The following is a 20,233-nucleotide window of genomic DNA, read 5'->3' as shown; positions in this document are numbered from 1 at the left end:
CAAGAAAGAGATCATCCGCTGCCTGAAACGCTACGTCGCCAGAGAGGTCTATAAGGACCTGATCACCCCAGACGCCACCCCACAAGCCGCAGTTCAAGCGGCTTGACAGTCATAGGAGCATCGCGAGGCCGGGCCTCACCGCTCGCCAAACGGCCCTACGATCTCCGGCACGCCGCTGTGTCCACGTGTCTCAACGCCGGAGTGCCGGCGACTCAGGTCGCCGAATGGGCGGGGCACAGCGTCGCCGTGCTGCTGCACGTCTACGCCAAGTGCATAGCCAGCCAGGAAGAGCCGGCACGGAAACGGATCCCGGCAGCGCTTGGAGAGTTCTGATTTCGGGGGCACGCCGGGGCAAGACCCGCCGTAGTCGATCGATGCCAGCCGTAGACAGCCGGGGCACGGTAGAGCAGTCGGCGAACGCACTCTGCACTGGCCACGGCCTCGTGGGTGCTGGAAGGCGATGGTGCCCCCGGTGGGACTCGAACCCACACCACAGCCCTTTTAAGGGGCTTGCCTCTGCCATTGGGCTACGGGGGCGCCGCGATCATATGTCACGGATCACTCCTCTGTAAGCAAGTTACGTCTTACGCGGCTTGTCCCCCTTTCCACAGTGGGCGAACGGCGCGGGTGGCCGCCACCCGGTCAAGGTCCGGGAGACCGTCCGCACCTTCTCCCCCGTCCATCACACCAGCATGGCAGAGCCGCGGGAACACGGAACGGCCCGGCGGCGGGTGCCGCCGGGCCGTCCGGTGTCCTGGGGTCCTGCCGCTGCGAGCGGTCAGCGTCTGCGGCCGCTCTCCGCGGCCGCCCTGAACTCGTCGCGCGGGTGCTCGATCTCGCCGAGGGAGATCGTCTCGCGCTTGAAGAACAGCGACAGCGTCCAGTCCATCACCACGCGGACCTTCCGGTTGACCGTGGGGACCCGCGACAGGTGGTAGGTGCGGTGCATGAACCAGGCGGGGAAGCCGCGCAGCTTCAGGCCGTAGACGTTGGCGACGCCCCGGTACAGGCCGAGCCCGGCGACCGAGCCGGCGTACTTGTGCCGGTAGTCCTTCAGCTTCTCCCCGCGCAGGTACGCGGTGACGTTGTCGCCGAGGACCTTCGACTGCCGTACGGCGTGCTGCGCGTTGGGCGCGCAGTACTGACCGGGGTTGGTCATGTCGGGGACGCCCGCGATGTCGCCGGCGGCGAAGGCGCCCTTGACGCCCGCGACCGTCAGGCGCGTCGTGGTCTTGATCCGACCGCGCTCGTCGAGCGGCAGGTCGGTGGAGTTGACGATCGGGCTCGGCTTGACGCCGGCGGTCCAGACGATCGTGGCCGACTCGAACTCGTCGCCGTCCGAGGTCTTGACCAGGCCGCCCTCGCACGACTGCAGGAACGTCTCCATCTTGAGCTCGATGCCGCGCTCGCGCAGCTGCTCGGCGGTCCACTCGCCCATCTCGGGGCCGACCTCGGGCAGGATCCGGTTGGACGCCTCGATGAGCACCCAGCGCAGGTCCTTCTTCTCGATGCTCGGGTAGTAGCCGATCGCGTCCTCGGTCATGTCCTCGAGCTCGGCGAGGGCCTCGATGCCCGCGAAGCCGCCGCCGACCACAACGAAGGTCAGCGCCCGGCGGCGCACGTCCTCGTCGTCGCTCGACTCGGCCCGGTCGAGGAGGGCGAGCACCCGGTTGCGCAGCGCGATGGCCTCGCCGACGGTCTTGAAGCCGATGGCCGCGTCCTCCAGGCCGGGGATCGGCAGCGTACGCGAGATCGAGCCGGCCGCCATGACGACGACGTCGTACTCCATCTCCCGGGACTGGCCCGCGCCGGGCTCGAAGGTCAGGGTGCGCGCCTCATGGTGCACCTTGGAGACCTTGCCGTTGAGGATGCGCACCTTCGGCAGCACCCGGCGCAGCGGGGCCACGACGTGGCGCGGCGAGATGTTGCCGGCCGCCGCCTCGGGGAGGAACGGCTGGTAGGTCATGTACGACTGCGGGTCGATGAGCGTGATCCGCACGCTGCCGTCGCGCAGCTCACGGCGGAGCGTGCGCTGGAGACGAAGAGCCGTGTAAAGGCCCACGTACCCACCGCCGACGATGACGACGTGCTTCCAGTTGCGGTCTGCCACGATGCCCTCCATGCTTGTGAAAGCATTCACAAGCCTACGTCACGAGATGGCAATCACACCAATCCACTAGGGCCGAAGGTCCAGTGATTTTCCCCACTTAGTCATCTCGAGATGAGATTTCTCAGGAAAATTCCTGCAATCTTCCCTCAGTGACCGACTTCACACTCGTGAAACCGTTCACAAGGTCCCCAGGGCCGAGGCGCGGGCGAAGACCGCGTCGAGCATGTCCGCGGTGACCCGGCCGGTGAAGGTGTTCTGCTGGCTGGGGTGGTAGCAGCCGATGAGCGTGACCGGGGCGGCACCGTAGGAGACGGGCACCTCCACGCCGTGCCCGAACGGCGGCCTGCGGGGCGGCAGCGTGAACCCGGCCGCGCGCAGCGCGGGCCACACGGCCTGCCAGGCGAAACCACCCAGGGCGACGATCACCCGGGTCGTGCCCGCCACCAGCGCGAGCTCCCTGGCGAGCCAGGGGAAACAGGTGTCACGCTCCTCCGGCGTCGGCTTGTTGGCGGGTGGCGCGCACCGCACCGCCGCCATCATCCGCGCGCCGATCAGCCGCTGCCCGTCGCCCGCGTGCACGCTGGTCTCCTGCGCGGCGAGCCCGGTGCGGTATAGCGAGGCGAACAGCCAGTCGCCGCTGCGGTCGCCGGTGAAGATCCGGCCGGTCCGGTTGCCGCCGTGCGCGGCGGGGGCCAGGCCCACGATGAGTGTGTGCGGGTCCTCGTCGCCCCAGCCCGCGATCGGCCGGCCCCAGTAGGTCTCGTCCGCGAACGCCCGCCGCTTCACGTCGGCGACCTCCTCCCGCCATTCCACGAGACGCGGGCAGGCGCGGCACACCGACTGCCGGGCCGTCAGGTCGGCCGGCGTACGGCTCTCGGCCGCGAGTTTGGCGACCTCGCGGGCGTTCTGGGCGACAGGGGTGTCCGGGGCCGCGGGGTCGCCCGGCCAGCCGGAACCGGGAGGAACGAAGCTCATGACACCGATCGTGCCAGGTCAAAGGGGATGCGTCGGTCGAAAACCAGATCTCCTCGCGACCATGCCCCGCAGCCGGCGTCGCACGTGCGGGGACCGGCACGCCGTGGCCACAGGTGTCCCAAGGAGGTCATACCGAGGAAGATTCCAATCTTTTCCATCGCGCGGGAGGTGGGTACGTACGGCCCGTGTCCATCGACTCATGCCCCCCGCTGTTCGGCCCGGCGTTCGACGCCGACCCCTACCCCGCCTACGACTGGCTGCGCCGCAACGCGCCGGTGACCCGCGTGCCGCTGCCCGGCTGCGAGGCGTGGCTGGTCACGCGGTACGAGGACGCCGTGACCGCGCTCACCCATCCCTCGCTCGCCAAGGACCCGGCGGCGGGCTCGCCCGAGTGGCAGACCGCCAATCTCGGCCTGCCCCTGGACCACCGGCCCGGGCTCGCCCGGCACATGCTCAACGCCGACGGAGGCGACCACGCGCGGCTGCGGCGGCTCGTGAGCGCGGCCTTCACCCCTCGCCGGATGGCGGGGCTGCGCGCACGGGCGCTGGAGGTGACCGACGCGCTCCTCGACCGCCTCGACGGCCCGGAGGCGGACCTGGTCTCCGGTCTCGCCTATCCCCTGCCGATCACGATCATCTGCGACCTGCTCGGCGTGCCGGAGGAGGACCGGGCCACCTTCCACCGCCACGCTTCTGTGATCGACTCGGCGGCGGCGTCCGAGGTGGAGGAGATCACCCGCGCCACCGACGCGCTGGAGAGCTTCCTGGCCGACCTGGTCGAGCTCAAGCGCTCCCGGCCGGGCAACGACATGCTCACCGACCTCGTACGGCGGTCCAACCAGGGCGAGATCGACAAGAACGAGCTGACCTCGACCGCGTTCCTGCTGCTCGTCGCGGGTCACGAGACGACCGTGGCGCTGATCGGCAACGGCCTGCTCGCGTTGCTGCGGCATCCCGGCCAGGCGGCGGCCCTGCGCGCCGACCTCTCGCGGCTGCCGGACTTCATCGACGAGATGCTGCGTTACGACGGTCCCGTACGGAACGCGACCTGGCGCTTTCCCACCGAGCCGGTGGTCATCGGCGGTCAGGAGATGCTGCCCGGGGAGCCCATCCTCGTCTCGCTGCTGGCCGCCAACCGCGACCCGGCGGCGTTCGCCGACCCGGACGCGTTCGCCCCTGGCCGCGTCGGCGAACCGCACCTCGCCTTCGGCCGGGGCCCGCACTACTGCATCGGCGCCGCCCTGGCGAAGGTGGAGGGCGAGGCCGCGATCGGCCGGGTGCTCGAACGGTTCCCCGACCTGACTCTGGCCGCCGATCCCGCCACGCTGAGCTGGTGGCCGAGCGCGATCATGCGCGGCCTGTTCTCCCTGCCCGTCCGCCTGCACGGCTGACGTCGCGCCAACCGGCTCCGTCCACATGACGGAGCCGGAGTGCGGACGCTCTGCCGCCGTCAGCGCGTCGGCGTGGCGGAGGGCGACGGGGAGCCGGACGGCTCACCGGAGGGCGTGGGCGTCGGTGTGGGCGTCAGTGTGGGCGACGGCGTGGCGGGCACGCAGGTCGCCTCCGGTTCGGTGGGATCGGCGCGGTGCTCGACCGGCCGCAGCGGCAGCGGGTAGGCGTTGCGGATGGGCGGCTCCCCGTCGCAGGGGATGACCAGCTCCTGGTCGAAGCCCTGCTCCACCATGATCGGGTTGCCGTCCTGGTCGTAGAGCCGGACGTTGTGCAGCGGCGTCCCGTCCTCGGCGTACGGGAAGATGTTGTAGACGTCCCCGCCCAGCGAGGACACCCGCTCCACCCGCATGCCCGGCGCGTACATCTCCGGCTGGGGGCCGTAGTCGAAGGCCACGCTGCGCGACGACGTGCTCGGCACGTTCGCCATCACCACGATCATGAGGTACGCGGCGAGCAGGTTGGCCCCGAGCAGCAGCACCCGGCCCCAGCGCGACTCCCGCGTACGGCCGCGCCGGCCCAGCCACACCGACCCCCAGACGACCGCCAGCGTGAACACCCAGGCGGGGATGTCACCGGGGACCAGCCCCGGGGCGCTGATCGGCGCGAGCACGCCCAGCGCGATCGCGTAGCCCCGCAGCACCCACCACGCGGGACGCAGCTCGGGGGCGAAGACGGCCGCCTGGCGGTAGGGCGGCAGCACGAGCAGCCGCGTGTGAACGCGGCGGACGGCTCCGGTCACCCGCTCGCGCAGCCGCCCGCCCAGCGAGGAGTCGCCCCCGCCCTGCGGCCTCCCGCCGTAGGCGGCCCGCAGCTCGGCGGCGTACGCCTCGGGGCTGCCGAGGCGTTCCTCCAGCGACATGCCCGGCTCGGCGGCGACCTCGGCGAGATGCTCGTCCAGGTCCTCCAGCAAAGTCTCCCTGTCGCGGGCGGGGAGATCGGCGAGCGCCTCGCGTACGGCGGCGGCGTAGTCCTGGGGCGTCATCGGGGGGTTCATCCTGGGTCGACCTCCTTGAGCAGGTCGTTCATGGTGGCGGCGAAGGACGTCCACGTCTTCGCCGAGGTCTGCAGGAGCGAGCGGCCCACGTCGTTCAGGCCGTAGTACTTGCGGTGCGGCCCCTCTTCGGAGGCGACCACGTAGGAGGTGAGCGCTCCGGCCTTGTAGAGCCGGCGCAGCGTCCCGTACACCGAGGCGTCGCCGACGTCCTCCAGCCCGGCCTCACGCAGCCGGCGCACGACGTCGTATCCGTAGCCGTCGCGCTCGGCGAGCACCGCGAGGACCGCCAGGTCGAGGACTCCTTTGAGGAGCTGGCTACCGTCCACGCAACGCACAGTACTACGCAATGCAGAATAGTGCCAAGATCTTGAGCCACGCTCCAGGCGGCGACGCCGGTCAGACCCGGCGTGCCGAGGCCGTCGCTCCCTGAAGCGGGCTTCTTCTCAGGCTCAGGCGAGGGACCAGGCGATGCCGTCGAGGATGTCGTGCTCGCTCACCACGACCTCGGAGAAGCCGTAGCGGCGGACGATGCGGTCGAGGATGAGCGCGCCCGCGCCGATGACGTCCACCCGGCCCGGGTGCATGACCGGAATGGCCGCCCGCTCGTCGTGCGTCATGGCCAGCAGCCGCGCGGACACCTCGTGGACCCGCTCGGCGGGGATGCGCGAGTGGTGGATGCGCGCCGGGTCGTAGGCGGGCAGGCCGAGCGCGATCCCGGCGACCGTGGTGACCGATCCGGCCAGGCCGACCAGCGTGCGCGCCGTGCGCACGGGGACGCTCTCCTCCACCCGGTCCATGGCCGCCTCGATGTCGGCGACAGCGGCCTCCACGTCCCCGGCGGCCGGCGGATCGTCGTGCAGGTGGCGCTCGGTCAGCCGTACGCAGCCGATGTCCACCGACAGCGCGCCCTCGACGGACCGGGAGCCGACGACGAACTCCGTGGATCCGCCCCCGATGTCCACCACCAGAAAGGGCGTCTCGGCGGCGGACCCGGCGAGACCCCGGGTGGCGCCGGTGAAGGACAGCCGCGCCTCCTCGTCACCGGTCACCACCTCCGGCTCCACCCCGAAGATGTCCCGTACGCCGGAGACGAAGTCGGCCCGGTTGGCGGCGTCGCGCGTCGCCGACGTGGCGACCACACGGACCGGCACGGGGCCGTCCAGGGAGTGCTCCCTGATCAGCTTGGCGTACCCGCGCATGGCGGTGAAGGTACGCTCCAGGGCCTCCGGTGCGAGCCGTCCCGTACGGTCGACGTCCTGGCCGAGCCGGACGATCTCCATCCGCCGCTCGACGTCGGTGAGGTCGTCGCCCGAGATGTCCGCGATCAGCAGCCGGACCGAGTTGGTCCCGCAGTCGATGGCCGCGACCCGCTTCGTTTCCACGCTCATCCCTCCCGGCCTCCGATCGCCTCTTCCGGCTTCTCCACGACGACGCAGGGGCCGTCGGCCCACCAGTCGGGCAGCGCGTCCAGGGCCTCCCGGCCGAACGGGTTGACCCCCGGCGCGGCCAGTTCGTGGGCGACCAGCGCGTGCAGGCACTTGACCCGGTCCGGCATGCCGCCGGCGGTCTGCATGTCGCGCGGCAGCGGCTCCAGGCCGTCCTCACCGGCAGCGCGGTCGCGGCGGGCGACGTAGTCCTCGTGGGCCGCCCGGTACGCCTCGGCCAGCTCGGGGTCCTCGGCGAGCCGTGCCTGCATCCGCCGCATCAGCCCGGACGACTCCAGCGTGCCGATCGCCGAGGCCGCCCTGGGACAGGTCAGGTAGAACAAAGTCGGGAACGGCGCGCCGTCGGGCAGCCGGGGCGCGGTCTCCAGCACGTCGGGCAGGCCGCAGGGGCACCGGTGGGCGACGGCCCGCACCCCGCGCGGCTCCCGCCCGAGCTGCGCCCGCGCCGCCTCCAGGTCCGCCTGGTCCACCGCGCCCACCTGGTCGTCCGCCACGTCGATCTCCTCGCCTGTCACGATGCCCGCCGCGGTCCTCATCCCGCCGCCGGGGACGGAGTCGGCGTCGGCGCCGGGCTCCGCTGCCCCTGCTGGGGTACGGCGGGCCGCCCCTTGTCGGCCGCCTCGAACGACCGCCAGAGCGTGACGTACCAGGCGGGCCGCTCCGGCGGCTTCGTCCCGGCCTTGGCGGCGGCGGTGCCGGCCTGCTCCTCGTCGAGCACCTGGTAGCAGTCCGCGCCCGGCTCGCAGTAGAACAGCCGCTCCTTGGCCAGGCGCTTGATGTATTCGGGGTCCTCCAGCCGCCGGCGCCGCTCCTCCAGGTTCTGGAGCTTGCGCAGCGCGTTCGCCTCCTGCTGCTCCAGCTGGGCGATCTGCCGGCGCTGGGCGACGTACTCCCGCACGGGGTAGGCCAGGCTCATGGCGATGGCGCACACGACGACCGCGAGGATCGCCGCGCGCCCGGTGAGCTGCGGCCGCTTCGCCGCCACGAAACCACCCCTCCCGGCCGGTCAGCGCATGGCCCGATCGACGGCCACACTAACCGCCCGTCCCGGCCGTCCACGCCCCAAATCGCGTGGGCACTCGCCACACCGCGTGTGCGGGGCGTGTCCAGCCGGGCTACCCGCGTGTGCCGCCGCTATCCCTGGAAGCGCGGGAAGGCGGCGCGACCGGCGTACCGCGCCGCGTCGTCGAGCAGCTCCTCGATGCGCAGGAGCTGGTTGTACTTGGCCACGCGGTCCGAGCGGGCCGGGGCACCGGTCTTGATCTGGCCGCAGTTGGTGGCCACGGCGAGGTCGGCGATCGTGGTGTCCTCGGTCTCGCCGGAGCGGTGGCTCATCATGGAGCGGTAGCCGCTGCGGTGGGCCAGGTCGACCGCGTCGAGGGTCTCCGACAGCGTGCCGATCTGGTTCACCTTCACCAGCAGCGCGTTGGCCGCGCCCTCGGCGATGCCACGGCCGAGCCGCTCGGGGTTGGTGACGAACAGGTCGTCGCCCACGAGCTGGACCTTCGCGCCGAGGGAGGTGGTGATGGCCTTCCAGCCCTCCCAGTCCTCCTCGTTCAGCGGGTCCTCGATGGAGACCAGCGGGTAGGAGCGGACCAGGTCCTCGTAGAAGGCGATCAGCTCGGCGGACGACACGCCCTTGCCGTCGATCGTGTAGACGCCGTCGTTGTGGAACTCGCTGGCCGCGACGTCGAGCGCGAGCGCGATGTCCCGGCCCGGCGTGTAGCCGGCCTTCTCGATGGCGACCAGGATCAGGTCGAGCGCGTCGCGGTTCGACGGCAGGTTGGGCGCGAAGCCGCCCTCGTCGCCCAGGCCGGTGGCGTAGCCCTTCTCCTTCAGCACGCTCTTGAGCGTGTGGTAGGTCTCCGCGCCCATGCGCACGGCCTCGGAGAACGTCTCGGCCCCGATCGGCGCGATCATGAACTCCTGGATGTCCACGTTGGTGTCGGCGTGCGCGCCGCCGTTCAGGATGTTCATCATCGGCACGGGCAGGATGTGCGCGTTCGGCCCGCCGACGTAGCGGAACAGGGGCAGGTCGGCGCTGTCGGCGGCGGCCTTGGCGACGGCCAGCGAGATGCCGAGGATCGCGTTGGCGCCGAGGCGGGCCTTGTTGGGCGTGCCGTCCAGGTCGATCATCGTCTGGTCGATGAGACGCTGTTCCTCGGCGTCGAAGCCGATCAGCTCGTCGGCGATCTCGTCGGTCACGCCGAGGACGGCCTTCTCGACACCCTTGCCGAGATAGCGCTTCTTGTCCCCGTCGCGCAGCTCGACGGCCTCGAACTGGCCGGTGGAGGCGCCACTCGGAACGGCGGCGCGGCCGGTGCTGTAGTCGTCCAGCAGTACCTCGACCTCGACCGTGGGGTTCCCACGGGAATCGAGAATCTCGCGGGCGGTGATGGCCTCGATGGCAGCCACGAACGCTCCTAGCAGAATGGCGGGCGGTTTGCCATCCGAGCCTATCGGTCCCTACTACTCGGTACGGCGGAGGGCCGCCCGTTCACGGCGTGTCCGGCGGCGTCACCCGGTGATCGTCCTCCCACTCCTCCACGCGCCGCCGGTACTCCCTGGCCGCCGCCCTCAGCTCGGCCTCGGGGTCGAGCCCCGCGTCCTGGGTCTCCCGTACGAGCGCGAACAGGCGGGCGCCGGCGGGCGTGGGGAGGTCCTCGGCGAGCACGCCGGGCGCGCCGGCGCGGCCGGCCCGGCGCAGGAGCTGGGCGGCCAGGGAGATCGCGGGCTGGCCCATGGGAACACCGCTGAGCACCGAGCCGGTCTCCCCCTTGGCGGCCCGCTCCGCCGCCTTGATCGTCTCCCAGTTGTCGCTGACCTCACCGGCGCCGGAGACCTCGACGTCCGCGAACACGTGGGGATGACGGCGGACCAGCTTCTCCACGATCCCGGCCGCGACGTCGTCGATGTCGAAGCCGTCCCCGTCCGTCCCCATCCGCTCTTGGGCGAGACGAGCGTGGAACACCACCTGGAGCAGCAGGTCGCCGAGCTCCTCGCGCAGCGGCGGGCCGTAGTCGCCCTCGTGGATGGTCTCCAGCACCTCGTAGGCCTCTTCGACCAGGTAGGGCACGAGCGACTCATGGGTCTGCTTGCGGTCCCACGGGCATTCGCGGCGCAGGCGGTCCATGACCTGGACGAGATCGAGCAGCCGGGCCCCGGGCAGGTCGTAGGAACCGGGCACGACCTCGATCTCCGGCGGCTCGTCCAGGGCGATCGCGGCGTGGCCGACCGCGCGCATGAAGTCCTCGTCGCCGTCCTGCGCGGCCAGCCACACGACCGTCTCCGTACGGCTCTCGCGGGCGATCGCGCCGGGGTCCGGGGTCACCACCTCGACCCGGACGCCGGCCTCGTCGAGGAAGGGCAGACAAGGGTGGTCGGGGGTGCCGGTGAGCACCCGTCCCCCGGTGAGGGCCTTCCACGCCGCGGGCGCGAGCAGCCCCGGAGCGACCCTGGGCGAGGTGGTCACCACGATCAACGCCATGTCCCCACCCTAGTCACCGCTCATGGCGTATCACTGCCGCCGTGGGGGTCAGCCGGCTTGGGGGGCGCCTTCCGCACCTTCCGCGCCCGCCGCGCCCGCACCTTCCGCGCCTGCCTCGCCTGCGCCTGCCGCGCCCGCACCGGGCGCGCCGGCGGCTCCGCCGAAGCGGTCGTCGGCGACGAAGCCCTGCTGGGGGTCGAACTTGCCGTAGCGCGGGCTGTACTTCACCGGCACGGTCGAGTCGGCCTCCTCGACGATCTTCTGGAGGGCGGCCTGCTGGCTCGCCTGGTCCTGACCGGCTCCGGACTGCTGCGCCAGCTTGTTGCGGACGATGACGGCGCGGATGAACTCGCGGCTCTCGTCCAGCGGGATGCCGTTGGCCAGCAGCACCTTGTTGAACTGGTCCCAGCCGCCCTGGGCGACGGCGACGTCGTCCACCTCACGGTCGGTGACCGTGACGCCCTTACGCCGGCCGAGCTCCTGGAACTGCCTGCTCGTGGTCATGTTGAGCAGGACCGTCTGCGGCAGCGAGAAGGACAGCTGGAGCTGATTTTCGGGGATCTTGTTCGCGGCCAGGTCGGCGCGCAGCTCGCGGACCTCGTCGTTCAGCTGACTGGAGGTGATGCGCTCATTGCCCACGATTGCCGCGGAACCCGCCTGCACGGGACCGCCGCACGCGGTCACGGCGATACCGGCCGCCGCCAGCGCCACGGCGACGCGCACTCGATACGACTTCACGGACGATCCTCCCGAACGACACCGGCCACGCATATGTTGACAATTTCGCGGGTCACTGTACCCGCATCGGCTCCAGGAACAGGGCCTCGACCAGGTCCCCGCACCATTTCAGCAGGTCGAGGTCGCGAAGCGGCTGACCGCCGATCGGTTTCGTCTTGGGCACCGGGACGAGCAGGATGCTCGTCGCCTGCTTCCAGAGCGAGCGGGGATAGAGCCGCTGCAGCCGCACCTGCTGGGAGTCCTTCAGCTCCACGGGCGCGAACCTGATCTGCTGGCCCTGCAGCGTCACGTCCGTCAGCCCGGCCCGCCGCGCCTTGATACGGAAGCGCGCCACCTCCAGCAGGTTGTCCACCTCCTGGGGCGGCCTGCCGTACCGGTCGGTGAGCTCGTCGCGGACGGCCGTGATGTCGTCCTCCGAGCCGATCGCCGCGATCCGCTTGTACGCCTCGAGCCGCAGGCGCTCGGAGGTGACGTAGTCGTGCGGCACGTGGGCGTTGATCGGCAGCTCGACCTTGACCTCGGGCCGCTCCTCCACCTTGCTCTCGCCCGCGAGCTTGGACTTCTGCTCCTGCACGGCCTCGGCCATCATCCGGACATACAGGTCGAAGCCGACGCCGGCGATGTGTCCGGACTGCTCGGCCCCCAGGATGTTGCCGGCGCCGCGGATCTCCAGGTCCTTCATCGCGACGTACATGCCGGCGCCCATCTCGGTGTGCTGGGCGATGGTGGCGAGCCGCTCGTGCGCGGTCTCGGTCAGCGGCGACTCGGGCGGGTAGAGGAAGTAGGCGTAGCCGCGCTCGCGGCCCCGGCCGACCCGGCCGCGCAGCTGGTGGAGCTGCGACAGGCCGTAGTTGTCGGCCCGGTCCACGATCAGCGTGTTGGCGTTGGGCACGTCGAGGCCGGACTCGACGATCGTGGTGGAGACCAGCACGTCGAAGTTGCGCTCCCAGAAATCCACCATGATCTTCTCGAGCTGGCTCTCGTTCATCTGCCCGTGGGCGACCGCGATCCGCGCCTCCGGCACCAGCTCGCGCAGCCGCGCGGCCACCTTGTCGATCGTGCGGACCCGGTTGTGGACGAAGAACACCTGGCCGTCGCGCATCAGCTCGCGCCGGACCGCCGCCGCGATCTGCTTGTCGTCGTACGGCCCGACGAAGGTGAGGATCGGGTGCCGCTCCTCCGGCGGGGTGAGGATGGTCGACATCTCGCGGATGCCGGTCAGACCCATCTCCAGCGTCCTCGGGATCGGCGTGGCCGACATGGCGAGCACGTCGACCTGCGTGCGCATGTGCTTCATCGCCTCTTTGTGCTCGACGCCGAACCGCTGCTCCTCGTCCACGATGATCAGACCCAGGTCCTTGAACTTCACCTCGGGCGACAGCAGCCGGTGCGTCCCGATCACCACGTCGACCGCGCCCGCACGCAGGCTGTCGAGGGTCTCCCGCACCTCGGAGTCGGTCTGGAAGCGGGAGACCGGCTTGACGGTGACGGGGAAACTGGCGAAGCGCTCACCGAACGTCGACAGATGCTGCTGCACCAGCAGGGTCGTCGGCACGAGCACGGCGACCTGCTTGCCGTCCTGCACCGCCTTGAACGCCGCCCGCACCGCGATCTCGGTCTTGCCGTACCCGACGTCGCCGCAGATCAGGCGGTCCATCGGGACGGGCCGCTCCATGTCGCGCTTGACCTCGTCGATCGCTTCGAGCTGGTCGCCCGTCTCGGCGTACGGGAAGGCGTCCTCCATCTCCCGCTGCCAGGGGCTGTCGGGGGCGAACGGGTGGCCGGGGGAGGCCATCCGGGCCGAGTAGAGCCGGATCAGCTCGCCCGCGATCTCCCTGACGGCCTTCTTCGCCCTGGTCTTGGCCTTGGCCCAGTCGGCCCCGCCCATCCGGTTGAGCGTGGGCGCCTCGCCGCCGACGTACCGCGTGACCTCGTCGAGCTGGTCGGTCGGCACGTAGAGCCGGTCGCCCTTGGCGTACTCGATCACCAGGTATTCGCGGGTCGCGCCCTGGATCGTGCGCTGGACCATCTCGATGTAGCGGCCCACGCCGTGCTGCTCGTGCACGACGTGGTCGCCGACCTTGAGCTGGAGCGGGTCGACCATGTTGCGGCGGCGCGACGGCAGACGGCGCATGTCCTTGGTGGACGCCTTCTGCCCCACCAGGTCGAGATGGGTCAGCACGGCGACGTCCGGCGTGACGAAGCCATGGTCGATGCGGCCCGTCGTGACCTGCACGACGTCCTTCGGCGGCGGGCCGTCGAGATACGGCACCAGCCGCGCCGCCACGTCCACGCCCTTGAGCAGCTCGACCATGCGCTCGGCCGGGCCGTGCCCCTCGCTCAGCAGCACGACGGCCTTGCCCGCGCCCAGCCAGCCCTTGATGTCGGCGAGCGCCCGCTGGGTGTCGCCCCGGTAGGCCTCGACGTCCTGCGCGTCCAGCTCCGCGCCCTCGCCGAACGGCGCGATGCTCCACCACGGCTGGCCCAGCTCGCGGGCGTGGTCGCGCACCTCCTCCAGCGTGCGGAAGGCCGCCGCCTCCAGGTCGATCGGCGCCTCGCCCCCCGCCGCCGCGGCGATCCACGACGCCTCCATGAACTCCTGGCTCGTACGCACCAGCTCGACGGCCCGGCCGCGGATGCGCTCGGGGTCGCAGACGAACACGGCCGACCGCACCGGCAGGTGATCGAGCAGCAGGTCCATGGCCCCGGCGAGCACGGGCGCGAACGCCTCCATGCCCTCCACCGGGACTCCCTCGGCGAGCTGGTCGAGCACGTCCTTCAGCGCCGGGTGCTCCTCCCCCAGCTCGCGGGCGCGCCGCCGTACGTCGTCGGTGAGCAGCAGCTCCCGGCAGGGCGCGGCGAACAGGCCGTCCTGGGCGACCTCCAGCGAGCGCTGGTCGGCCACCTTGAACCAGCGGATCTCCTCGATCGTGTCGCCCCAGAACTCCAGCCGCAGCGGATGCTCCTCGGTGGGCGGGAACACGTCGAGCAGGCCGCCGCGCACGGCCACCTCGCCGCGCTTCTCCACCATGTCCACCCGGTGGTAACCGTTCTCGACCAGCCGGGCCACGATGTCGTCCAGGTCGGCCTCGTCGCCGGCGCGCAGCCGTACGGGCGCCAGGTCGCCGAGACCGGCCACGATCGGCTGCAGCAGCGAGCGGACCGGGGCCACCACGATCCGCAGCGGACCCGCGGTCTGGTCGCCCTCGATCGGGTGCGCCAGCCGCCGCAGCACGGCCAGCCGCTGGCCGACCGTGTCGCTGCGCGGCGACAGCCGCTCGTGCGGCAGCGTCTCCCAGGCGGGGAAGACGGCCACGGAGTTCTCGTCGACCAGGCTGGTGAGCGCGGCGGCCAGATCCTCCGCCTCGCGCCCGGTCGCCGTGACGGCGAGCACCGGCCGTACGCGGGACAGCGCGGCCACGGCGAACGGCCGCAACGCGGGCGGCGCCACCAGCTCGGCACCGGGATCGGCGGACTGCCCGGCCGCGTCGAGCGCGGCGGCCAGCCTGGGTTCGGCGGAAACGAGGTCGAGCAGTCCGGAAAGAGACATCGATGCCTTCAAAAGCCCCGTGACTTAGACAGCCGGCGTGCGGACGCGGCCCCCGGCATCCGGCCGACCCCCGCCTGCGCGAAGATCCACGAGATGCTCCCAACCGGGCCGCGGCTATCCAGGCTACGCCCTGTCCGCCCGCCTCGCTCCGCTCGGCCGCTCGGGGCGCCTACAGTCCGTGTCTTCCCTCGGTGCGTGCTCGCTCGTTCCTCGCTCCGCGCGCTCCTCAGTCCAGACACGGCCGCGCCCCTCACCCTGTCCGCCCGCCTCGCTCCGCTCGACCGCTCGGTCCGGGCAAGATGGGTGACGGCAAATGCGCAACTCAACGTCCTCAAATGATTACTCTCAGTCGTATGACAGAGGTTCGGTTGTCGTCCGCGGACCAGGACGACGTGTTCAGCCAGCGGATTCGCGAGCAGTGGACCGACCAGCTCGGACGGCGGCTCGACATCCTCATCGCCGGATGCGGCCGGGGCGGCGCCCTCGACGTGGGGCGGTACGAGCCGAGGATGACGGGGGTGGACGAGGACCTGCCGCCCCTGCGGGCGCACACCGCCAACCGCGGCGACCTGGAGGCGTCCTACCTGGGCGACCTGCGTCTGGTGCCGATCCCGCCGCGCTCCTTCGACGTCGTCTACGTCTCGTTCCTCCTCGAACGCATCCACCACGCCGAGCTCGTGCTCGACCGGCTCGTCGCGGGGCTGCGCCCCGGCGGGCTGCTGCTGCTGAAGATGCGCGACCGGAAGTCGGCGTACGGCTTCTGCGACCGGGTGACCCCCCGCTGGCTGCGGCGGACGCTGTGGCGCACGCTCGCCCCGGCCGGGTCCGTGGGGCCGCTCCCCGCGGTCTACGAGCCGCTGGCCTCCCGGGAGGGCCTCCAGGCGTACTGCCTCATGCGCGGGCTAATGATCGCCGAGGACTACTCGGCGGTGAGCGGCCCGGCCCGGCGGGGACCGCACAGCGGCCTGGTCTCGGTGGTCTGCCGGGCCGTGGCCGCGCTCTCGCGAGGCGGGCTCAACGGCACCGAGGACGAGATCACCATGGTGATCCGGCGTCCGCAGAACCACTTCGCCCGCCTCATCTGAGCCGCTACCTGAGCGTCAGGATCGGCTCCCACGCCTCGGGCTTCTGGCTGTGCTTCCGGTCCGCCGTCAGCGGGACCGTCTGCCTGCCGTCGACGCTCACGAGGACCAGGCCGTTGCGGAACTCGTTGTCGCACGTGCCCGCGCAGCCCAGCGCGACCAGGCGGCGGTCGTCGGCCCAGGCGAGAAGCTGGAGCACCTGCTGGCGGCCCACGACCTTGCCCGTCGACACCTCGGTGACCTTGGTCGGCATGCCGTCCCGGCCCGCGAGGAGCGTGCCGTCGGGCGACACGCCCGCCTTCGACTCCGTCGCGACGTGGCCGGGAGGCGCGTCGTGCGGCCTGCCCGCCAGGTCCAGGAAGGCGTCGTGCCACCGGGAGAGGCTGCGCTCGCGGATCAGCGTGCCGTCGCCGCTCCACGCGAAGTCGCGCCTGACGTTGCTGTTGTCGGTCCAGCAGGGATCGACGGCGTGGAAGTCCCCCGCCGTCGCGGTCGCCACGTCGACGACGTAGAAGCCGGTGCGGCTGGTGGAGACCGTCTGGAACCGCGGCTGCCGGGGGTCCTCCGGCGTCGCCGCGACCCGTGCCGGGCACCGCCGCCCGTAGTGGACCGAGTCGCGGCTCAGGTCGGGATGGTCGTCGTAGGCGGTGGCCACGAGCCGCGTGCCGTCGGGCGACCAGGAGACGCCGCCCACCGGGTGATCCACGGACACCCATGCCCTCACCTGGCGCTTCTCCATGTCGAAGATCCCGATCCTGCGCGCGGGAAGGTCCTTCTCCAGGACCGCCGCCCAACGCAGGCCGGGCGCGACCTCGGCCCAGCCCCACTCCGTCTTCTCGTAGCTCTCCGTCACCGGATCGAGGAGATACCACGTGCGGTCCATCACCTCACGCCCGGCGACCGCGCGCCGCCGCCACGTGAAGTAGGCGGAGACGGCCACCCGCCCTGCCGCGATCATCTTCTTCGGCGGCGAGTTCTCCGTGTCGGCGAGCACGTCCCGCGCCGGGGACGACGCCCGGTACGGCTGGACGCGGTACGGCTGGACGCGGTACGGCTGGACGGGCACCACCACCGGGGCGCCGCCGGTGTCCACCTGCGGCGCGAACCGGGGAGCCACGACCAGCGGCACCAGCAGGGCCACGGCCGCCACGAGCGCCGCGCACGAGACCGCCCCCGCGAATCTCGTCAGGCGCAGTCGCGACCGGCGGCGCAGCGCGCGTTCGGCGAGGTCGGCGGGCACGTGGACCTCCCGCGACCACTCCTCCAACGTCTGCTTCAGCATCCGGGGCGTCATGAGATCACCTCACTCAGGCGCAGATCGGCGAGTTCCGGCGCGGTCGCCCGCAGCCGGGCGAGGGACCGGTGCGCGGTGCTGCGCACGGTCCCGACGGAGCAGCCGAGAATGCGGGCCACCTCGTTCTCGGGCAGGTCCTCCAGATACCGCAGCACGAGCACGGCGCGCTGCCGGGACGTCAGCCGGGCGAGCGCGCGGCGCAGGATCACCCTCAGCTCGGCCTCACCGGTGTCCCCGCGGCCGGCCGGGTGCTCCGGCACGTCCGCCACGCTGACCTCCCGCTGCCGCCGCGCCAGCCGCCACCAGCTGACCTGCTGGCGGTACATGACCTGGCGCACGTACGCCTCGGGCTCGTCGAGCCGCCCCCATCGCGTGACCACCTTGGCCAGGGCCGCCTGCAGCAGGTCCTCGGCGGAGTGCTGGTCCCCTCCGGTCAGCAGATAGGCCAGCCGCATGAGCGCGGGCGCGCGGGCCGACACGAATTCGCGGAATCGTCGCTCCTCTGCGCCGTCCACGAGCACCTCCTCGGATCAATGTCTGCCTGTAGACGCCCTGGGCACGGGCGCGCTATGCGTGCCGATGCCAGTAGGGTGCGTATCCGACCCCATCGAGGTCCGATCGATCGAGCGGAAACGGATGCCATGACCGAGTGGACGCCCGACGCGCGTGAGCTGGCCGACCTGGAGCTGCTGCTGTCCGGGGCGTACGCGCCGCTGACCGGCTTCCTCACCTCCGCCGAGGTGGAGAGCGTGGTCGACCGCGGACGGCTGCCCGGCGGCGCGCCCTGGCCCGACCCGATCACCATCACGCTTCCCGACGAGTTCGGGCCCGGCGACCGCGTGACGCTCAAGGACCCCGAGGGCGCGGCGGTCGCGGTGCTGACCGTGGTGGAGCGGGACGGCCACCACGCCGCGGGACCGGTCGAGGCGCTCGACGCCCCCGCGTACGGTCCGTTCGCCCGGCTGCGCCGTACGCCGGAGGAGGTGCGCAAGGACCTGCCCGACGGCGAAATCCTCGCGGTGACCATGCGCGGGCCGCTCGACTCCGCCGCGCTCGACGACGTCGCGGCGACCGCCGAGGAACTGGACGCGGCCGTGCTCCTCATGCCCCTCGTCTTCGGCGAGGGCGGCCCGGCCGTGGTACGCGCCGCGCTCAAGGCGGCCGAGCGGCTCCCCGGGGCGACCGTGGTCGCGGTGCCGCTCGCGCCGCGCGAGGACACCGAGATCGACCTCGAGCTCCGCGAGCACGTGGCCCGCAACTACGGCGCCACCGAGCACTTCGCGGGCCCCGCGCCGGTCACCATCCCCGGGCCGCCGCACAAGCGGGGTCTCGTGGTGTTCTTCACCGGGCTGTCCGGCTCGGGCAAGTCGACGATCGCCCGGGGGCTGCGCGACGCGCTGCTGGAGCGGGGCGGCCGCGCGATCACCTACCTGGACGGCGACGTCGTGCGGCGGCTGCTGTCGGCGGGGCTCACGTTCTCGCGGGAGGACCGCGACCTCAACATCCGCAGGATCGGCTTCGTGGCCGCCGAGGTCGCCCGCCACGGCGGCCTCGCCGTCTGCGCGCCCATCGCGCCGTACGCCGCGACGCGGGACGAGGTGCGGGCGATGGTCGAGGAGGTCGGCGGCGACTTCCTGCTCGTCCACGTGGCCACGCCGCTGGAGGAGTGCGAGCGCCGTGACCGCAAGGGTCTGTACGCCAAGGCGCGCGCCGGGCTGATCCCGGAGTTCACCGGGATCTCCGATCCCTACGAGGAGCCGGAGGACGCCGACCTCGTCCTCGACACGACGGACATGACGGTCGAGCGCGCGGTCGGCGCCGTGCTGAACCTCGTCACCGCGGGCGGCTGGGTCCGCTGAGGCGTCCGCCGAAGGCTCAGGAGGGCGGCACCGGCGTCGACGTGAAGCGGGGCAGCCGTCCGAGCTGCGCGAACGCCCGGGTGGCGCCCGGCGTGGTGTCGAACCTGGTGTCGCCCCGGGGCGCCAGCGGCGAGTCGAAGTAGACCAGCGCCTTGATCTGGGGGTAGTCCCCGATCTGGCGCCGGACCGACTCGAAGAAGTCGCGCTTGAATGCCGGTGCCCCGCGCCGCTCGAAGGCGCCCCACTCGGCGACCATGATGGGCTTGGCCGGGAACCTGGCCTGCATCCACCGGTAGAACCCGGGCCAGCCCGGCGCGTCGGGCCGTGTCTTGTCGACCAGCCCGGCGAAGTCGCGCACCCGGTCGTCGGCGTACGGGTCGAAGGCCACCCAGTCGACCACGTCGTCGCCGGGATAGAGCCGGCCGAACCACGGCTTGACCGCCCAGTTGGGCGCGCCCATGTAGGTCATCACGGTCACCGCGTTGCGCACGCCCTGCTGGCGCAGACGCGTCACCACGTGGCGGTACATCGCGACGTAGTCGGCGGCCGTGTATCCCCCGCCCTCGCGTACGTCGTTCTCCGGTTCGTGGTGGATCGTGAGGAAGAACCGGCCGGGGAAGGTGCGCCGGATGTGCTCGGCGAGCCGGTCGACGCGCCCGTCCACCTCGCCGCGCGCGACCTCGGCCCAGGTGTGGTCGAGCGCCGGCTTCCAGTTCACCAGCAGCAGCCGGGGCCCCTTGGCGATCTCCCGCTCCTCGGCGGTGGGGAAGAGCTCGCCGCCCCGGTGGTAGACGTGCACGATGTCGGCCCTGCGGCCCATGCGCCGTTCGGCCATGTCCACCGCGCGGATCGGGCCGCGTCCGGAGAAGACGTCGGGCGCGATCCCCCACCACGCCCCGCACGTCGGGATGAGCTTGTCGGTGACCGCGCAGGCGACCGGCGTCGTCGCGGCGCCGCCGCCCGGCACCCGCCCGCTCGTGGCGGTGCCCGTGCAGGCCGTCGCGCACGCCCCCGCCACCAGTACGGCCACGCCGGCGATGAGTCTCATCGCGCCCCCTTCCTCGGCAGACCCCGCAATGAACGGATGGGCAAACACCATCCCATCAATTCCCGTGGCTTCGGAAGCCGTTTCCCCATCTCACATGTACGGAAATATCCAGTTTCATCGGCTAATTGAGCGGCCGTTGCCTGGCCCGAATTCGCCAATAGCCGGGGACGAAACGCCGCGGCGGCCTATAGTTCGAGAC

At 71.7% G+C, this 20,233-nt stretch carries 17 protein-coding genes, 1 tRNA gene and 1 pseudogene; 4 read left to right on the top strand and 15 right to left on the bottom strand.

The genetic code is table 11. The features are described 5' to 3' along the window. Window positions 1–132 precede the first annotated feature (132 nt). Window positions 133–333: pseudogene (locus HHX41_RS41445) on the top strand (integrase); the annotation flags it as partial. Between the two features lie 128 nt (window positions 334–461). Here HHX41_RS41445 and HHX41_RS37480 read toward each other — a convergent pair. The 3 genes from HHX41_RS37480 to HHX41_RS37470 all read right to left on the bottom strand — a co-directional run bounded on the left by HHX41_RS37480 (window position 462) and on the right by HHX41_RS37470 (window position 3,085). Beyond that, window positions 462–537 (bottom strand) — tRNA-Leu (locus HHX41_RS37480). Window positions 538–778: 241 nt separating this feature from the next. Continuing rightward, window positions 779–2,122 carry an NAD(P)/FAD-dependent oxidoreductase gene (locus HHX41_RS37475; protein WP_182909739.1) on the bottom strand — a complete coding sequence of 448 codons (1,344 nt, stop codon included), beginning with the start codon at window positions 2,120–2,122 and terminating at the stop codon, window positions 779–781. A 165-nt stretch (window positions 2,123–2,287) separates the two neighbouring features. Then, window positions 2,288–3,085, bottom strand: coding sequence for a uracil-DNA glycosylase (locus tag HHX41_RS37470; protein ID WP_182909738.1), 798 nt, complete (start codon window positions 3,083–3,085; stop codon window positions 2,288–2,290). 185 nt (window positions 3,086–3,270) lie between these two features. On the opposite strand from HHX41_RS37470, the gene HHX41_RS37465 reads away from it, so the two are divergent. After that, a complete protein-coding gene (locus tag HHX41_RS37465) occupies window positions 3,271–4,476 on the top strand; it encodes a cytochrome P450 (protein ID WP_310742357.1) in 1,206 nt (401 codons plus the stop codon). Between the two features lie 59 nt (window positions 4,477–4,535). On the opposite strand, the gene HHX41_RS37460 is transcribed toward HHX41_RS37465, so the two are convergent. From HHX41_RS37460 to mfd, 9 genes are all read right to left on the bottom strand, one after another. Continuing rightward, window positions 4,536–5,531 carry a DUF1700 domain-containing protein gene (locus HHX41_RS37460; protein ID WP_182909737.1) on the bottom strand — a complete coding sequence of 332 codons (996 nt, stop codon included), beginning with the start codon at window positions 5,529–5,531 and terminating at the stop codon, window positions 4,536–4,538. Further along, on the bottom strand, window positions 5,528–5,857 hold the full coding sequence (locus HHX41_RS37455) for a PadR family transcriptional regulator (RefSeq protein WP_182909736.1): 330 nt from the start codon (window positions 5,855–5,857) through the stop codon (window positions 5,528–5,530). Before HHX41_RS37455 ends, HHX41_RS37460 begins: the two co-directional genes overlap by 4 nt. 123 nt (window positions 5,858–5,980) lie before the next feature. Continuing rightward, on the bottom strand, window positions 5,981–6,919 hold the full coding sequence (locus tag HHX41_RS37450) for a Ppx/GppA phosphatase family protein (protein ID WP_220504785.1): 939 nt from the start codon (window positions 6,917–6,919) through the stop codon (window positions 5,981–5,983). Then, window positions 6,916–7,512 carry a DUF501 domain-containing protein gene (locus HHX41_RS37445; protein ID WP_169983451.1) on the bottom strand — a complete coding sequence of 199 codons (597 nt, stop codon included), beginning with the start codon at window positions 7,510–7,512 and terminating at the stop codon, window positions 6,916–6,918. Before HHX41_RS37445 ends, HHX41_RS37450 begins: the two co-directional genes overlap by 4 nt. Further along, on the bottom strand, window positions 7,509–7,961 hold the full coding sequence (locus HHX41_RS37440) for a septum formation initiator family protein (RefSeq protein ID WP_310742356.1): 453 nt from the start codon (window positions 7,959–7,961) through the stop codon (window positions 7,509–7,511). The genes HHX41_RS37445 and HHX41_RS37440 overlap by 4 nt, the downstream gene beginning before the upstream one ends. 149 nt (window positions 7,962–8,110) lie before the next feature. Next, a complete protein-coding gene (eno, locus tag HHX41_RS37435) occupies window positions 8,111–9,391 on the bottom strand; it encodes a phosphopyruvate hydratase (RefSeq protein ID WP_182909735.1) in 1,281 nt (426 codons plus the stop codon). A gap of 82 nt (window positions 9,392–9,473) precedes the next feature. Continuing rightward, window positions 9,474–10,463, bottom strand: coding sequence for a MazG family protein (locus tag HHX41_RS37430; protein WP_182909734.1), 990 nt, complete (start codon window positions 10,461–10,463; stop codon window positions 9,474–9,476). Window positions 10,464–10,511: 48 nt separating this feature from the next. After that, the gene (locus tag HHX41_RS37425; protein WP_169983454.1) at window positions 10,512–11,201 is read right to left on the bottom strand and encodes a SurA N-terminal domain-containing protein; all 690 of its coding nucleotides are present in this window, start codon (window positions 11,199–11,201) and stop codon (window positions 10,512–10,514) included. 52 nt (window positions 11,202–11,253) lie between these two features. Then, window positions 11,254–14,751 (bottom strand): transcription-repair coupling factor, encoded by a 3,498-nt coding sequence (gene mfd / locus HHX41_RS37420; RefSeq protein ID WP_182909733.1) that lies wholly within the window; start codon window positions 14,749–14,751, stop codon window positions 11,254–11,256. Between the two features lie 353 nt (window positions 14,752–15,104). Here mfd and HHX41_RS37415 point away from each other — a divergent pair, with 353 nt between their 5' ends. Beyond that, window positions 15,105–15,836 carry a methyltransferase domain-containing protein gene (locus HHX41_RS37415; RefSeq protein ID WP_182909732.1) on the top strand — a complete coding sequence of 244 codons (732 nt, stop codon included), beginning with the start codon at window positions 15,105–15,107 and terminating at the stop codon, window positions 15,834–15,836. Window positions 15,837–15,840: 4 nt separating this feature from the next. On the opposite strand, the gene HHX41_RS37410 is transcribed toward HHX41_RS37415, so the two are convergent. Continuing rightward, window positions 15,841–17,127 (bottom strand): hypothetical protein, encoded by a 1,287-nt coding sequence (locus HHX41_RS37410; RefSeq protein WP_182909731.1) that lies wholly within the window; start codon window positions 17,125–17,127, stop codon window positions 15,841–15,843. Continuing rightward, complete coding sequence (locus HHX41_RS37405; RefSeq protein WP_182909730.1) at window positions 17,124–17,642, bottom strand: SigE family RNA polymerase sigma factor; 519 nt, start codon at window positions 17,640–17,642, stop codon at window positions 17,124–17,126. The genes HHX41_RS37410 and HHX41_RS37405 overlap by 4 nt, the downstream gene beginning before the upstream one ends. Before the next feature lie 18 nt (window positions 17,643–17,660). Here HHX41_RS37405 and cysC point away from each other — a divergent pair, with 18 nt between their 5' ends. After that, the gene (cysC, locus tag HHX41_RS37400; RefSeq protein ID WP_310742355.1) at window positions 17,661–18,986 is read left to right on the top strand and encodes an adenylyl-sulfate kinase; all 1,326 of its coding nucleotides are present in this window, start codon (window positions 17,661–17,663) and stop codon (window positions 18,984–18,986) included. Window positions 18,987–19,002: 16 nt separating this feature from the next. On the opposite strand, the gene HHX41_RS37395 is transcribed toward cysC, so the two are convergent. Beyond that, complete coding sequence (locus tag HHX41_RS37395; protein ID WP_182909728.1) at window positions 19,003–20,034, bottom strand: glycoside hydrolase family 26 protein; 1,032 nt, start codon at window positions 20,032–20,034, stop codon at window positions 19,003–19,005. Between the last annotated feature and the right edge of the window lie 199 nt (window positions 20,035–20,233).

The sequence above is a fragment of the Microbispora sp. H13382 genome (assembly GCF_014161445.1).
Taxonomy (GTDB): Bacteria; Actinomycetota; Actinomycetes; order Streptosporangiales; family Streptosporangiaceae; genus Microbispora.
The sequence above is the reverse complement of the archived record's forward strand: the minus strand, read 5'-3'. Positions and strand labels throughout refer to the sequence as shown.